Origin of the sequence: Horticoccus luteus (assembly GCF_019464535.1) — a bacterium.
Classification (GTDB): Bacteria; Verrucomicrobiota; Verrucomicrobiia; order Opitutales; family Opitutaceae; genus Horticoccus; species Horticoccus luteus.
Genome location: NZ_CP080507.1, coordinates 458,260 through 474,429, shown reverse-complemented (window position 1 = coordinate 474,429; position 16,170 = coordinate 458,260). Strand labels below are relative to the sequence as shown.

General features: G+C 65.0%; 11 protein-coding genes. 5 read left to right on the top strand and 6 right to left on the bottom strand.

Annotated features, from left to right (window positions below):
* Window positions 1-13: 13 nt before the first annotated feature.
* A complete protein-coding gene (locus K0B96_RS01865; protein ID WP_220163191.1) occupies window positions 14-568 on the bottom strand; it encodes a TlpA family protein disulfide reductase in 555 nt (184 codons plus the stop codon).
* A gap of 60 nt (window positions 569-628) precedes the next feature.
* Window positions 629-1,528, bottom strand: coding sequence for a LysR family transcriptional regulator (locus tag K0B96_RS01860; protein WP_220163189.1), 900 nt, complete (start codon window positions 1,526-1,528; stop codon window positions 629-631).
* 69 nt (window positions 1,529-1,597) lie between these two features.
* On the opposite strand from K0B96_RS01860, the gene K0B96_RS01855 reads away from it, so the two are divergent.
* The 5 genes from K0B96_RS01855 to K0B96_RS01835 all read left to right on the top strand — a co-directional run bounded on the left by K0B96_RS01855 (window position 1,598) and on the right by K0B96_RS01835 (window position 7,466).
* A complete protein-coding gene (locus K0B96_RS01855) occupies window positions 1,598-2,302 on the top strand; it encodes a YggS family pyridoxal phosphate-dependent enzyme (RefSeq protein WP_255558804.1) in 705 nt (234 codons plus the stop codon).
* A gap of 127 nt (window positions 2,303-2,429) precedes the next feature.
* A complete protein-coding gene (locus K0B96_RS01850) occupies window positions 2,430-3,299 on the top strand; it encodes a transglutaminase-like domain-containing protein (RefSeq protein WP_220163187.1) in 870 nt (289 codons plus the stop codon).
* Between the two features lie 125 nt (window positions 3,300-3,424).
* Window positions 3,425-4,348: a shikimate dehydrogenase family protein gene (locus K0B96_RS01845; RefSeq protein ID WP_220163185.1), complete on the top strand. Its 924-nt coding sequence runs from the start codon at window positions 3,425-3,427 to the stop codon at window positions 4,346-4,348.
* A 125-nt stretch (window positions 4,349-4,473) separates the two neighbouring features.
* The gene (locus K0B96_RS01840) at window positions 4,474-5,799 is read left to right on the top strand and encodes an MFS transporter (protein WP_255558802.1); all 1,326 of its coding nucleotides are present in this window, start codon (window positions 4,474-4,476) and stop codon (window positions 5,797-5,799) included.
* Window positions 5,800-5,960: 161 nt separating this feature from the next.
* Entirely contained in the window at window positions 5,961-7,466 is a 1,506-nt protein-coding gene (locus K0B96_RS01835) for a hypothetical protein (protein ID WP_220163183.1), read from the top strand.
* Here the strand turns inward: K0B96_RS01835 and K0B96_RS01830 are convergent.
* The 4 genes from K0B96_RS01830 to K0B96_RS01815 form a co-directional block, all read right to left on the bottom strand.
* A complete protein-coding gene (locus K0B96_RS01830) occupies window positions 7,382-13,819 on the bottom strand; it encodes an autotransporter-associated beta strand repeat-containing protein (protein WP_220163181.1) in 6,438 nt (2,145 codons plus the stop codon). The two genes, K0B96_RS01835 and K0B96_RS01830, sit on opposite strands and share 85 nt — an antisense overlap.
* A gap of 277 nt (window positions 13,820-14,096) precedes the next feature.
* The gene (locus tag K0B96_RS01825) at window positions 14,097-15,026 is read right to left on the bottom strand and encodes a hypothetical protein (RefSeq protein ID WP_220163179.1); all 930 of its coding nucleotides are present in this window, start codon (window positions 15,024-15,026) and stop codon (window positions 14,097-14,099) included.
* Between the two features lie 55 nt (window positions 15,027-15,081).
* Window positions 15,082-15,657 (bottom strand): hypothetical protein, encoded by a 576-nt coding sequence (locus tag K0B96_RS01820; RefSeq protein ID WP_220163177.1) that lies wholly within the window; start codon window positions 15,655-15,657, stop codon window positions 15,082-15,084.
* Entirely contained in the window at window positions 15,654-16,163 is a 510-nt protein-coding gene (locus K0B96_RS01815; RefSeq protein ID WP_220163175.1) for a hypothetical protein, read from the bottom strand. The genes K0B96_RS01820 and K0B96_RS01815 overlap by 4 nt, the downstream gene beginning before the upstream one ends.
* Window positions 16,164-16,170: the final 7 nt, after the last annotated feature.

Here is a 16,170-nt window from a genome sequence, read left to right as displayed (position 1 = left end):
GCTCGCCCCGCAATTACAACACCGCCGCAATCTTCTTCTCGTAGGAAGCCGTCTCCTCGGTGCCTACTTTGCGGTCCCGAATGCGTCCGTCGCGGTCGATCAAAAACGTCGTCGGAATACCTTCCACGCCGCCGAAGGCGGCCACCACCTCGTCGCTGCCCATTACGATCGTGTAATTCACTTTGTTATCCGCCACGAATTTTTTCACCACGCCCGGCCCCGCCTGATCCAGCGACACGCCGATGATCGCGAGTCCCTTGTCGCCGTATTTTTTCTGCAACGCGATGTAGCCCGGAATTTCCTTCCGGCACGGCCCGCACCACGTCGCCCAAAAATCCACCACGACCACCTTGCCTTTGAATTGCGCCGACGTCACCTCGTGCCCGTCCACATCCTTCAACGTCCACGCCGGGGCGAGTGGGGCCGATGGATCCGCCGCCGCCTTTTTCGCACCCGCGGTCACGGCCTCCTCCGCATGAGGTTTGGCCGGCTGGTCTTTCTTCGCGCCGCACGCGGTCAGGCCGCCCACCAAAAAACCCGCCAGCAGGATCGTCGAAAATGGCTTCATGCCCGCAGGTAAACAACCCCCGCCCAAAGCGCAATGCCTCCCGGCCGGAAGTCGCGCACGTCAGGCGACGACCGGCTCCGTCAGCACCAGCCCGAGCGTTTCGATGAATTTGCGCATCGCCGGCGTCAACACGCGCCCCTTCCGATGCAAAATCGCCAGCGGCCGCGTGAACTCCTTGCCCTTGAATTGAATCGCGGCGAGCGAACCCTGCCTCGTCTCCTGGATGACCGTCGCGTGCGGCACGATCGCCACCCCGTGATCGATTTCCACCGCTCGCTTCACCGTCTCAATGTTGTCGAACTCCATGACGGGCTCGATCTCGATCTTGTTCTCCCGAAAGATTTGGTCGACCGCCTTCCGCGTCGGAATATCCGGATCGAAACCGATGAACTTGTGTCCCGCGAGGTCGCGCAGCTCCACGTCGCCCGCTTGCGCCAGCGGATGCTGCGGATGCGCGATCAACACCAGTCGATCATCCCGAAACGGCAGCATCTCGATCTGCCGCTGCTTCACCGGAAACGCCACCAGGCCGAAGTCCACCGCGTTGTGCAGAATGTCTTCGTAAACCAGGTTCGACCGCCGGTATTCGACCCGCACATTCACGGACGGATAATCGTGCAAAAACTTTTTGATATAAGGCGGCAGCTCGTGCAGCCCGATCGAATAGATCGTCGAGATCCGGATCGTCCCGCTGATCACCTTTTTCATCTCCTGCAACTCGCTCAACAGCTTGTCGTAATTGTGCAGAATCTCCTTCGCCGCCTCATAAACCCGCTGCCCCTCCCGCGTGAGCTGGAACTGCTTCTGGCTCCGATCGATCAGCAACGTCTTGAAATGCCGCTCCATCGCCCGCGCCTGCTGGCTCACCGCCGATTGCGTGATGCCGTTCAACTTCGCCGATTTGGAAAAGCTCTTGGTCTCTACTAAGTCGGCGAAAATCTTAAAGTTCTCGATCTGCATGTTCGCGGTTTAGCCACATCGGAATAAAGATTCCTAATCCCAGCGCAAACCTATTAGGACCTGTCATCCATGATGCTCCGATATGAAGACTTTCTGCAGAACCTCGCTCATGTCCAAGCCGACATCGCCGCCGCCTGTGCGCGCGCGCGCCGCACGCCGGGCGAAGTGCAACTGCTCGCCGTCACGAAAACCCATCCTGCCGCCGCCGCGGAATTCGCCGCGCGCGCCGGCCTGCGCGCCGTCGGCGAGAATCGCGTGCAAGAAGCCATCGAGAAGCGCGCGCTGAGCACCGCGCCGATCGCGTGGGAACTCATCGGCCATCTCCAGTCCAACAAGGTCCGTCTCGCCGCCGCGCACTTCGACCGGGTGCAAAGCGTCGACCGCGAAAAGCTCCTGCCCCTCCTCGCCCGCGCCGCAGACGAACTCGGCCGCACACTCCCCGTTCTTCTGCAAATCAACGCCGGCGACGATCCCGCGAAATTCGGCGCCGACGTCGCCGAGGCGCCCGCGCTCCTTGAATCCGCGCTCGCTCAACGCAGCCTGCGCGTCGACGGGCTCATGACGATCGCTCCCCTCTCCGATGATCCAGAGATCGCCCGCCGCACGTTCGCGCGCCTCCGCACGCTGCGCGACGAACTCGCCGCCCGCTTCGGCGTTCCATTGCGTGAACTTTCCATGGGCATGAGCGGTGACCTTGCCCTCGCGATCGCGGAAGGCAGCACCCTCATCCGCGTGGGCACGGCCCTCTTCGGCGCGCGGCCTCCGCGCGTCTGAGTCCGGTCCACTTAGACACGCCTTCACGCCAGCTCCGCGCCCGCGTCGGCCGCCACCACGTTAATTGATTCCTTCTGCGCGCGCCTTTGCGATTGCGCCAGCCCGGTTTCCTTTTTCGTTGTGCGCTGTGGATAACGCTCAACCGCATGACCCGCGTTGGACCGCGTTGGCCGGCCTCTTGGACGACCCGAGTCCCGCGGTCCATCAAGCTCTGCTCACGGAGTTCGCCGCGAATCCTGCACTCGCCGCGCCGTTTCTCCACGGGCTCGTCGCCGGAGCCGACCGGTCGCTCGCCCGCCATGCGGGTCGCTACTTGGAAGAACTGAAATTCTCCGATCCCGTGGCGGAGTTCCGGCTGTTCATCCGCTCCCTCAACTACGAACTCGAAACTGGCGCGATCCTCCTGGCTCGCACCGTCTCGCCCGATTTTGACATTGGCGCCTGTTGTCAGGCGTTGGACGACATCGCCGCGCGCTGCCGCGAACTCATCGTGGAACCCTCATCGACGCGCGAGAAGTGCCGCGTGCTCAACCGCGTGCTCTTCCACGAATGGGGCTTTCACGGCAACGTCGAACACTACACCGATCCGCTCAACAGCCTGCTCGACCACGTGCTCGCGCGGCGCAGTGGCATCCCGATTTCCCTCAGCACGATTTACCTGCTCGTGGCCCACCGGCTCGACCTCGATCTCGAACCGGTCGGGCTCCCGGGCCACTTCGTCGTCGGTTGCTTCAACGACGGCGCGCCGTTCTTTATCGACGCGTTTGATGGCGGCCTGTTTCGCGACGCAGAAGAAGTGTTCGATCTCCTTCGCTCCCGCCAGATCGAGCCCACCCTCACGGATCTCGCGCCCACCCCGATCCGCGAAATGCTCACCCGCGCCTGCCGCAACCTTGCGCATCATTACGCCGCCGCCAACGACGAGCCGCATGCCCGTCTCTTCGCCAGTTTCGTCAGCGAGTTCGACTCCACTTACGAACGCAATATGCAGGCGTAGCGCCGGCGCATGCGGCTTGAGCGCGGAGTTTTTCGATTCGCGCGAACGAAAACGCCGCCCCACCACGGCTCGCGTTGGGAAATCGCCCTCGCCGCGGCCCGCTGCGATCGCCTAAACCTCCTGCGATGTCCGCTCCGGCTGATCCCGTTTACCGTTTGTCCGACCTCGCCACCTGGCCGCAGCCCGGCACGTGGCTCGCCGTGCTCGGCCATCCGATTCGCCACTCGCTGAGCCCGCTCATGCACCACGCCGCACTCCGCGAACTCGCCGCGACGGAGCCGCGTTTCCGCGACTGGCATTACCTGCGACTCGAGGTGCCACCCGCCGATCTTCCCGCCGCCCTCGCGCTGCTCCATGAAAAAAAGTTTCACGGCCTCAACCTCACCGTGCCGCACAAAATCATGGCGTGCGATCTTGTCGCGGCGGTGGATCCCGCCGCTCGTCCCATCGCCGCCGTCAACACGCTCCTCTCAACGCCCAGCGGCTGGCTCGGTCACAACACCGATGGCTATGGACTCGCCGCCGCCGTGCGCGAAGATCTCGACCTCACGTTGACCGGCACGCCCATCATTCTCCTCGGTGCGGGCGGCGCCGCGCGCGGTGCCGCCGTCGAATGTCTGCAGCGCGGCTGTGCCTCGCTCGCGATCCTGAATCGTTCCCGCGCCAACCTCGATGCGCTGCTCGCGCACCTCGCGCCGCTCGCGGGCGAAATTCCGCTCCGCGGCATTTCCTCAGGCGATTCGCTCGCCGCGCTGCCGCCTCACGCGCTCGTGATCAACGCCACCAGCGCCGGCCTGCAGGTCGACGATCCCCTGCCCGTCGAACTCTCGGCGCTGCCCGTGCCAGCCGCCGTCTTCGACATGATTTATAATCCTCCGCAAACGCCTCTCTTGCGCGCGGCGGCGGCCCGCGGTCTGCCCACGGCCAATGGTCTCGGCATGCTCGTTCATCAGGGCGCGAAGGCGCTGGAAATTTGGAGCGGCATTCCCGCGGCCCGCACCGCGCCCGCCATGGCCGCCGCACTCCGCGCTCATCGTCACGGCGTTTGATTTTACCGCCTTCGCGCCGCTCGGGCGCGCCCGGCGTCTCGCTTCTCGCGTGCCGTCGTTTCTTCGCCGCTGTGCGCCGCGCGCCACGCGGCCGGTGAGCAAGCGTCCACGCAAATCTCTCCCGCGTGGGCTGCTCCGCCGAAATGGACCTCGCCGTCACGCGCAACGCCACCCAGCGTCGCCACGCTTTCGTCATGCTTTCCCCTCGTTCGCTGCCCCCTCGCGCGTGGCTCATTGTCGCGCTCCTCTGGTTCGTCGCCTGCCTCAACTACCTCGACCGCGTCATGCTCACGACCATGCGGCTTTCGCTCGTCGACGCGATTCCGATGACCGACGCGCAATTCGGTCTGCTCACGTCCGCCTTCCTTTGGGTTTACGGCTTGCTCAGTCCGTTTGCCGGATTTCTCGCCGACCGCTTCAGCCGCTCACGGGTGATCGTCTGCAGTCTCTTCGTCTGGTCGGTGGTCACGTGGAGCACCGGCCACTGCACCACCTTTCACAGCCTGCTGCTGACGCGTGCCCTCATGGGCATCAGCGAAGCCTGCTACATTCCCGCCGCTCTCGCGCTCATCGCCGACTACCACCGCGGCCCCACGCGCTCGCTCGCCACGGGTATTCATATGAGCGGCATCATGGCCGGCGCCGGCCTCGGCGGAATCGGCGGCTGGATTGCCGAGCACTACCACTGGTCCAATGCCTTCAACTGGTTCGGCGTCGGTGGCATGATCTATGGCGTCTTCCTCGCTCTGCTGCTGCGCGACGCACCCGCTTCCAATGCTGCCCCCACGCCGGTGGCGACGGTCGTTTCGCCCGTTCACTTCTGGGCCGCCATGATCGACCTGCTCCGGCGCCGCAGCTTCCTGCTCGCGCTCGCCTTCTGGGGCCTGCTCGGCGTCGTCGGTTGGGCGGTCACCGGCTGGATGCCGACGTATATGAACGAGCATTTCGCTCTCAGTGAAGGCGTGGCGGGCTTCACCGCGTTTGGCTATTTGCAAGCCACGTCGTTTGTCGGCGCGCTCGCCGGCGGCGTGTGGGCCGATCGCTGGAGCCGCCGCAACGAACGCGGCCGCATCTTCGTCCCCGTCATCGGCCTCTGCCTCGCCGCGCCTGGCATCTACCTCGCCAGCCACACGACCCTCGTCGTCGTGGCGATCGCCGGCTTGATGCTCTACGGCTTCGCCCGTGCCTCCACCGATTCGAACATGATGCCGATTCTGTGCATGGTGATCGACCCGCGTTATCGCGCGACGGGCTACGGCCTGCTCAACCTTTTCGCCTGCCTCGTCGGCGGCGCTACAATCTACGCCGGCGGTCTTCTTCGCGATAGCGACATCTCGTTGACCGTGATCTTCCAAGGCGCCGCCGTGTCGATGATTCTCGCCGCGCTTCTGCTCTTCTTGATCAAACCACCTCCGGCCGCCGCTTTCTCCGCCCCCGCGGACGCCGCATGATTTCCGCAGCGTTCCCCACCGACGACGCCCACGCCTCCCCGCCATCGCCCGCCGCATGCGCAGCGCCACCCTTCTTCCACCTCGCGCGCGATCTCGACTCCCCCCGAAGCGCGGAGATTTGTCGTGCCTCTCCGTGTGGCCGACTCGTTGATTGAACCGGCATGCATGATTTTTTTCGATTCTGGTGGGAGCTCCTTGCGCTGAACTGGCGCAAAACGCGGTTCCGTCGCCGCGGCGGAAAATCGCCCTGCCAGGCACCGAGCGATTCCGGGAAAGCGGGCGAAACCGCGTGCGAAGCCTGTTCGCTGTGGGACGACAAAAAACGCTTCCGCCGCGTCTGCCCGCTCCTGGTCGCCACGCCCGACGGCTGGCGCTGCTCCGTGGATGCCGCCGATGTGCGGCCCTTCTGGCGGCGCGCCGTCGCCTACTACGCCGCGGTCCTCGCGGGCGTTTACCTGCTCGCCACGCTGCTGGCCTTCATCGCCTTTCGCGCCATCGGCTATCCCGTCAGTTACGCCGCCGTCATCTGGCCGCCCGCGTGGAGCAACTTTCACGTCGTGCGCAGCCACTACTTTCTGGCGCAGGGCAAACGCGCCTTGGTGGGCAACCGGGTGCGCGAGGCCAGCATCGCCTTCGGCCTCGCCTACGAACTCGACCCGCGCAACTACGACGCCGGTATCGCGCTCGCTCAACTCTGGCAGTCGGGTCTCCCGATCCAGTCCGACCGGGTTTACCAACAACTCTTGGCGAGCAACCCCGCCGACGCCTCCGACACCGCCCGCCGCTGGGCGCAGGCGCTCCTCTGGCGCGGCGACTTCGTGCAACTTTCAGCGCTCGCCTTGAATCGCCTCCAAGCCGCCTCTGAGCCGGCGTCTTCCTGGGTCCACGCCCTCATTTTTTCCGCCCGCCGCTTGCGCGAGCCATCCGTTCTCAACCGCGCCCTCGCCCTGCCGCAACTCACCTCGGAAACCCGCTCCATTCTCCGCCTCGAAAGCGCCGCGTTGAGCGGCGACCCCGACGCCACCGCGCACGTGCTCGCCGCGCCCTTGACGGACCAGGCGAGCGCTTACGCGCGCTACTACCAGATCAATTTCCTCATCCGCTCCGGCCACGGCGACCGCGCCCTCGCGCTCCTCGCGACCTATGGCGCCAAAGTATCTCCGGACGAACGCGTCGCGCTGACGTTGGATGCGCTGGCGCAACAAGGCCGCACCGCGGACCTCCGCCGCGAAGCTTCCGCGCTCCTCACCGCGAACCAGCAGCCGCAAATCTACACCCTCCTCGCCACGCATCTCGTGCGTTATCCCGACACGGCGTTACTCCGGATCGTAACGGACCGCCTCGCCGCCCAACCGTGGGTCAACGAACCCAGCGGCCTCGCCGCCAACGCTGCGCTGCTCTGTGCGGCCGGCGTGGATAATCAGGCCGCGCTCGTTGGCGTCTTGCGCGCGCGGCTGCGTCACGTCACCGGTGCGCCGATGCGTGAACTCGACCGCGCGGAAGAACTGCTCCGCCTGCGCAACGCCCCGCGGCAATGGGGCAATTTTCTGCCCGCGCTGCCCATGCTGCCGCTCGACACCGTTTACGCCTTCTTCGAACGCGATACCGCTCGCAACCGGCGCCAGCCGATCCAGCCGAGCACCAAACCCATGAACACCGCGCCGTAGGTCGAGGGCTCCGGCACCGGCGAAATCTGCTGGTCGTAGCTCAGCCACTTCGTGTTGGTCGGAGAAAACGTCGCGAACTCCACACGGCCAAGCACCGTGGAGCCGGGATTATTCGTGGCGTAGAAAAAGTCCACCATGTCCGACCAATTCACGATGCTCAGCGTCACGCCCGACGAAATGGAAAGGCTCGTCAGGTTGAGTCGGGAAACGCCGCTGAAATCCAGGATCGAATTCCCCGTCACCTGCAACGTGCCGATCGTCTGGGCGAGCCCGCCCAAATCGAGCGTGCCGCCCGCGAGAACCACGGTGCCGGTCGTGCTCAACACCGAATCCAGCGAGAGCGTGCCCGCGCCTGTTTTCGTGAAGCCACCCGCCGCGCCGAGCGAGGTTTGCAGCGAGAAATCCCCGTCGCCATCGAAGGTGAGCGTTTTGCCCCCGAGATTGATGCCGCTGCCGTTGAGCGTGAGCTGCCCGTCGGCGCTGCCGATCGTGGTGTTGGCGCCCAACGTGATGGCTCCGCCAAAGCTGTTGTTACCCGAGACGTTCACCAGCGCTCCGCTCCCGTAACCCGTCCCCGCCAGCGTCAACGCTTCCGCCCCAATCGTGATTCCGCCCGCCAGCTCAAGGGTTGCGCCGCTCGCGACCGTTGTGCCGCCAGCGGTGGAACCCAGCGCGGTGCTGCTGGCGGCCTGCAGCGTGCCGGTCGTGATCGTCGTCACTCCGCTGTAAGAATTGGCCCCGGAGAGCACGAGATCGCCCGCGCCGGTTTTCACCAACGATCCGGCCCCGCTCATGCTGCCGCTGATCGTCGTGTCGCCCGTGCTGAAAATCGTGAGCGCCTTCCCGCCGTTGTCGATCGCCCCACTGAGCGTGAGCGTATCGGCCGCGGTGACGATGCGCGTCGCCGCGCCCAAGGTGATCGCGCCGCCATAAACATTGTCGCCCGAGATGCTCTGCAGCGCGCCGCTGTTGCTGATACCCGTGCCGGACAACGTCAGCGCTTCCGCGCCGATGTTCACGCCACCGTTCAAGTTCAACACCGCTCCGCTCGCGACGACCGTGCCGCCCGCCGTCGTGCCGAGCGCGTTGGAATTTGTCACCGTCAGCGAGCCGGCCGCAATCGTCGTCGTGCCACTGTAAGTGTTCGCCCCCGAGAGCGCGAGATCGCCGGCCCCCGTCTTCGTCACGGAACCGGCTCCACTGATGACGCCGCTCTCCGCCGTATCGCCCGTGCTCGCGAAAGTCAGCGCGTTGCCCGCCGTATTCAGCGCTCCGCCCAAGCCCAACGTGCCGGCAACGGTGCTGATCGTCGTGGCGCTCGTGAGCGTGATCGCCCCGTTGGCCACGTTGTCGCCGCTCAAACTGCGCAAGGCGCCGCCGCTGCCCACTCCGTTGCCGCCCAGCGTCAGCGCCTCGGTGCCGAGGTTGACGCTGTTCGCCAGTTCCAACATCGCGCCGCTCGCGACGGTCGTCCCGCCCGCCGCGGTGCCGAGCGCGGTGTTGTTTTCCACATGCACGGTGCCGCTGTTGATCGTCGTCGCGCCCGTATAGGTGTTGGCCGACATCAATGAAAGCGTGCCCGTGCCGGTCTTGGTCAGCCCGCCGCTGCCGCTGATCACGCCGTCCACCGTGGTGCTGCTGTTATCTCCGCCGGCAGTCAGCGTGGCGGAGCCGAGGGCGATCGTGCCGGAGGCGGCCAGTGATCCCACGGTTTGATTGTAATTGTTCAGGTCCAACGTCGCCCCGGCCGCGACCGTCAGGGCCGAACCCGTGCCCAACGCGTTAACCGCATCCGTGCGCACGGTGCCCGCATTCACCGTCATGGGGCCGGTGAACGTATTGGTGCCGCCCAAGACGAGCGTGCCCGCGCCGGCTTTCGTCAGGCCACCGCTGCCGCTGATGTTGGCCGAGATCGACAAGTCGTCCGCCGCCGCACTGTCGCCGACGGTGATCGTGCGCGTCGTCGCGCCGAGCGCGAGATTACCGCTGATCGTCGCCGCTGTGCTGCCGGTCCCCGTGTGCGTGACGTTGCCGCCGAGGGTGAGCGTGCCGGTGCCCGTCGTGATGGCCGCGCCGCCGGCCACGGTGAGCGCGGCGACGGTGTCGCTATAATTGTTGAGATCCAGCACGCCGCTCGCGTTGACGGTGATGTTGGCTGAATCGGCGATTTGGTTGGAGGCGAGCAACCGCACGGTGTCGGTGCCGATGCCGTCGCCCACGACCAGGTTGCCCGCGATGGCGTTGCCGGAGGATTTGTTGAGCAGCAGCGTGCCGGCGTTGACCGTGGTCGTGCCGGTGTAGGTGTTGGCTGCCGCGCCGGAAAGCGTGAGCGTCGAGGTGCCCGCCTTCGTGAGCCCGCGCGCGCCACCCGTTTCACCGATTGCGCCGCTGAGCGTCGTATCCGTATTCACCGTCAACGTGCGCGTGCCGGTCAGCGTGGCCGGACCCGAAAACGAGAAGCTGTCGGCGCCGCTGAGCGTCACGTTCCCGCCAAGGGTCAGGCTATTGGTCAACGTGCGCGCGCCACCGGAGGTTTGCAGGGTGCCGGCGTTGAGCGTGATGGCGCCGGTGCCCAGCGCCGCATCGTTGCCCACGGTCAACGTGCCGGCGTCGAGCTGGGTGCCGCCCGTGTGCGTGTTTGCGGCCGTCAGGATCAATTCGCCGGCGCCCGCTTTGACGACTTTCACGACCCCATCCCCGGCATTGCCGTAGATGCCATCCGTGCCGGCGTTGTTCACGATGACGGAGTCGATCGTCAGCTTGCCCGTGGATTGCACGGTGACGGAGAGCGTGCCCGCAGCCGTATTGCCCGCCGTCAGCCGGCCCGCGCCCGAAATCACCGTGTCGGTATCCGTCGTCTTGAGGAGGCCGCCCGAAGTGAGATTCAGCGCCCGGCTCGCCGAGGTGTTAAGATCCACGAGGTCAACATCGGTCAACAGCAGCGACTGGTCCTTCGTCGTGCCGGCATTCGTCAGCGTGAAGCCGGTCAAAGGCGACGAGCTCGCGAGAATGACATTGGCCGCAGTGCTGTTCACATTGATGCCATCGCTGCCGGTGTAATAGCCGGTCAAAGCGCGCACGCCGTAAGCATCGTATTCGGCGAAGTCGCTGCCCACGACGGCCCACCCACCAATAAAGCCCGTGCTCAGACCGGTGATATAAATTTGGGGGCCACTCGCACTCGCGCCGAGCGTGCCGCCCGTCGCCGTAAAGTTCACGGTCGCCGAATCGTCGATCGTGCCCAGTCCGGAAAACGTGAGTATCCCCGCGCCGGCTCCCGTTTGCGCGACCAACACAGTGGAAATGCCCGCGCCTGCACTAAGGGCGCCCAGTGTCTCTGACGTGCCGGCGAGGTTCGTGGTGAAATTAAGCGTGCCACCGTTGAGGGCGATCGCGGCGGTATCGCTCAAACGGTCGGAATGGCTGGTGCCGCTATTGTCGAGTTTCAGCGTGGCACCGTCCGAAACGACGACGCTCGGCATGCTGGCCAACGTGCCGCCGCCCGAAAGGACCAGCGTGCCGTCATCCACCGTCAACGACCCCGAGAGGCTGTTGCTGCCCGTCAACGTAAGCGTGCCTGTATCGGTCTTGATCAGCGAACCGCTGCCCGTGATCACGCCGGCATACGTGCTATTGGTGGCATCGCCGACCGTCAGCGTGCCGCCGCCCGACGTGACCTTGGTGGTAATCGTGCCGCCGGCCGCGCCCGACAAGGCCCCGATGGTCTGATTATAGGACGAAAGATTAAACGTGCCCCCGCTGCCCACGTTTAAGTCCGACGACGGGTCCAAAAGATTGCTGCCGCCCAAGGTGATCGCGCCTCCATTCACGGTGGTCGTGCCCGTGTAAGTATTGACCCCGCTCAGCGTCAGCGTGCCCGTGCCGACTTTGGTCAACCCACCGGTGCCACTCGCCACGCCCGCAAAGGTCGTCGAGGAATTGTTTCCGCCCGATGTCAGCGTTCCTGACCCCAACGCGAGGGCGGCGCCTGCGCTGCTCGCTAACGAGCCGACCGTTTGATCGAAGCCGCGCAGATCGACCGTCATGCTGGGCGACACGCTCAACGCACTGTTCGCGGAAAATGCATTCGCGGCCCCGGCCGCCAACGTGCCGGCCGACACCGACGTCGTGCCGCTATAAGTGTTGGCTCCCGAAAGCGCGAGCGTGCCCGACCCGGTTTTGGTCAATCCGCCCGTGCCGCTGATCGCGGCTGACACGGTCAAATCGTCTGCCGCGCTGAGTGAGTCCGCCACCGAGAAAGTGCGGGTCACGGTCCCCAACGCCAAGTTGCCCGAAATCGTCGAACCAAGCGGGTTGCCGGTGGCGGTAAAAGTAACATTGCCCCCGAGCGTGAGCGTGCCGCTGCCCGTCGCCACATTGCTCGTCGACGTCGCCGTGCCGCCCGTGCCACCCAGCGTGAGGCCCGTGACCGTGGCGTTGAAGCCATTGAGATCGAGCAAAGCCGTCGCACCGGCCACGTTCGAGTTCACCGTCACGACGCTGTTCGCGAGCGAGTTCGACGAACCCAGGCGCAAGGTGCCGTTGTTGACCGTCGTGGTGCCCGTGTAAGTGTTGTTGCCCGCGATGACCCACGTGCCGCCGTCCGCTTTAAGAAGCGAAGTTTTGAAGCCGGTGCTGTCAGGGATCGCGCCGGCAATTGTATTCGCGCCGGTATTCGCACCGCGTAGGGTCAGCGTCTTGGCACCCAAGCCCGTAGCCGCAATATCGCTCGTGAACGTGAGGGTGCCCGGGCCGTCGTTTCGCAGTGTAGCCCCGCCTGTCGTCCCGGCCATCGCCACGACGCGATCGGTGCTGGTCGTCCCGCCGGTGTAAAGCAGCGTCCCCGCCGTCGACGTCGAACCGATGTTGATCGTGCCGTTGGCCACCGTGGTCGGTGCGCCCAAGCCGGAGCTGACGCCCACATTCGCGAGCGAATTCGTGGAAAGAATTCCGCCCGCAATCGACGTCGCACCCGTGTAGGTGTTGTTGCCGGTGAGCACGAGACTGCCCGCACCCGACTTAATCAAACCCACGCCCGCCCCGCCGGAGATCACGGCGGAAACAGTCAAGTCATCCGCCGCGGTGGTGCTGTCGCCGATATTAAAGGTCCGGTCGGCTGCGCCCAGCGAAAGTTTGCCCGAAATGAAGGAGCCCAACGGGTTTCCGGTCGCACTATACGTGACGGTGCCGCCGAGCGTGAGCGTGCCGGTGCCCGTCTTCACATTGCTGCTCGAGGTGGAAGTGCCACCTGTGCCACCCAACGTGAGCGTCAGGATCGATTGGTCGAAATTGTTGAGATCGAACACCGCCGTCGTGCCTGCGACGTTGGCGTTGACTGTGATTTTCGTCAGCGCCGTCGTCCCGAAAACATTGCTCGCGCCCAATTTCACCGTCCCGCCGTAAACAGTGAGCGCGCTGTTTGTGACCCAGTTCGTCGACGCCGCATTGAGCAGTAACGTGCCATCGCCTCGCTTGGTGAGGGTGCGGGCCACCGTCGCATTGAGTGCCCCGAGCGTCAGTAACGTGCCGGCGCCCGTCGTGAAGCCCGCATTGCCGGTCACATTCGTGGCTCCAAACGTCAGTCCCGCCGTGCCCGACGCTACGTTGCTGCCAGCGGACAACGTCAGCACTTTCGAACCTGTCGTCAGTGCGCCGAGCGTGTGCGTGACGCCTGCTCCCGCCGTCAACCGGTCCGACTGGATCGTGGTGTTGCCCGTCAGCGTGGTGTCGCGCCCGAAATTCAGCCCTGTATCGTTGGCGAGTTGCAGCGTGCCCGCAGTCAAGCTCAGCGTGCCTGCGCCGAGCGCCGCCGCACTGGTGGTCGCCCGCAAGGTTCCCGCGCTCAGCGTCGTCGCCCCGGCATAAGTATTCGCACCGGATAGCGTCAACGTGCCCGCGCCGGTCTTCGTGACTTTCGCCGCCGTGGCGGTGCTGCCGTTGGCGATGACGCCACTGACCGTGATGTTGTTGGTCGCAAGAAACGTCAGGGTCCTGCTCGAAGCGCTGTTGCTGATCGCGATATTGCCTCCGAACAACAGCGCGCCCGCGGCCGACGAATACGTCACGGTGCCGGAGTTCTGCAGGTTGCTGTTGATCGTCTGCAGCGCGCTCGAATTGTTGACCAACACCGCACCGGACGTCGTCGCCAGCGTCAGCGTGTTATTGTTGAGCGTGAAAGCGCTCGCCCCTGCGTTAAACGTCAAGGTGCCGATGTTTCGGTCCGCTTGCGTGTTAACTGTGGTCTGCAACGCCCCATCGAACTGAATCGCCGAGCCGTTCGGCGGCAGGAGATTCGTGCTCCAATTCGTGGCATCCGACCAGTTGCCCGTCCCCGCCCCACCATCCCAGACCACTTGTGCCGTTAAACTCGATCCGACCAACACCCCCACGGCAAAGGCCCGTCTGCTGCAACGCAGGGCAAACCCGGTGATGTTGGAAGCCCATGATGCCAAGGGATGTAATATGTGTAGCCTGTCACCATGAGGTATTCACCCCAGATTAGCAAGGAATCTCGGGGTAAAGAAGTCGTGAAGATTTTCTTCTCGCCGTGTTTGCCGGCCCCAAAGGTCTGCGTCTCCCACGGGCGCGGCGGCCGAAACCAAGTAAGTTTACCCGCTTCTTTACAGCTACTTACATTCCGTTGAACGTGCTTTTCTCGTTCAGCACTCGCAAGATGACCAAAGCGCCCGCCGTCCGATCATCGCCTTCCTTCCCGTCAAGAAGCGGCCCCACGTCCTGCAAGTCTTGGGGACGAAGAACGTATTGCAGCGTCTGCGCCGCCTCAAACCGCGCCACCGTATCTCCCTCCACCAATGCCGCGCGCAGTTTCTTGCCCCAAATCGGTGCTTCCGGCGCGTCCGGCCACGTCCGCAACGCCGCGCTCAACACAAACGCATAGGGCAATGTCCCCGGCTTCACCGCCGCCGCCGCTGCCGCCAGCGCCCGGCGCACGCCCGCGTCGTCGCACCGCAACCACCGCAGCGCATACGCCGCCCGCTGCTTCATCGCGCCGTCGCTCGCGAGGGCTGCAACCAATTTCCCGCGCGCCGCGGCATCGCCAGAATTCTCCAATGCCCACCACGGCATGATCGTGTCCGCCGGCGCCGCCTGCCTCGCCTGTTCGCGCACGGCCTCGAGCGTCGCCCCCGTCAGCACGCAACCCAGCTTGCCGAGCGTCTCCACCGCCTGCGGCCGATCCGGATTTTTCGGATCGAGGTAAACGCGCTCCACCGCCGCGATGTAATGCGCCCGCTCTTCCGGCGTCCCGGCCAACGTCGCCAACACGCGGTAAGCGCCGATGCGCGCCGGCGTTTTCTCCCACGTGCCGAGATCGCGTTGAAAAATCGTCCGCACCTTCGCTCCTTCGCCCGCCGCGATCAACGCCTCGGCCGCATGCACGCGCACCCAGTCTTTCTCCGTGTCAAAGACCTGCCACAGCGTCGCGCGCGCCTTCGCCTCCAGCGCCGCGTCATCGCCCCTCGCCTCGCGCCCGTGCAGCATCATTCCCCCGCTCAACAACACCAGCATCGTCCATCCCAGAAACACGGATCGTTTCATCATTGGTTTTCTTGCTCCGTAGTTACAGCCGATCGGCCAACGCGTCACTCGCGCGCCTTCATTTCGCCTCGGGGTTCGGCACTTTGTCGTCCGGATCCGACGCCTTCACATAATGATCCAGCGTCGCTCCGGGCGGCGCCCAGTCCGGCCGGCGCCGCACATCCTTGTCGCCCGCGACCGATCCGATCGGCGCATGTCCACCCGACGCGCTCGCCGGCCGCATTTCCCACCAGCACTGCCCGCGATGGTTGTGCTCATGGTCGATCACATAACCCGCCTCCCGCAGCATCGGCCCCGTCCAGCCCATGCAGTGATCGCAATAATCCCGGTAGTTCTTCACGCCGTTGCGCAGCAAAAAACCCCGCGACGGACAGTCGTGAAAATCGATGCGAAACACCTCCGGCCCGCGGCTGATGTTGAACCCCAGGCTCGGCGACTCCTCGAGCAGCGTGTGCCCCCAATATTTTTGCATGCCCGCAAAACCTTCGCGCGCGATCAACTCCCGCGCATGCCGCTGGCTGTCGTGGTTGATCGCCTCGTTCCAATACTCGCGCACCAACGCGTGCCCGCCTTCCCGCTCGATCCATCCGAACGTCCACTCGTAGTGCGCGCAAAAATCGTAGCAGCCGATCATGACGTCGCCTCCGCGATCGCGCTCATCTCCTGCGGCGCGACGAACACCCCCGGCGGCGCATACGTGTGCCGGCACGCGCCGTTGCCTCCGGCCAATCGCATCGTCAACCCCGCCGTCTCCGCCCGCGCCGCGCCCAAGTGATAACAATGCTGGCAATACTCGCGCACGATCTCCCGCTGCCCCGCCCGCAAGTGTTTGATCGCGGGACATTCCTTCACGACAATCTCCACGCGATCGGCGCTCTCGATGACTTCCACCACCGCCCCCGGCTCCGCCGCGAAAAACGCCCGCCAATACCTCGCCACCGCCCGCAATCCCCCCTGCCGCCACGCCGCGTTCACCGGCGCGAAATAATCCCGCCCCATCTCCGCCAGATAACGCCGCCACGCCTCCGCGCCCAACCGCCCGAGGATGAACCGGAACGTCGCGTTGATCGCGAAATAGAAATCCGCCGAGCCCTGCGGCTTCGTGTCGCGATACGGCAGCGGATCGGGTTCGGCGTTCATCGCGTCC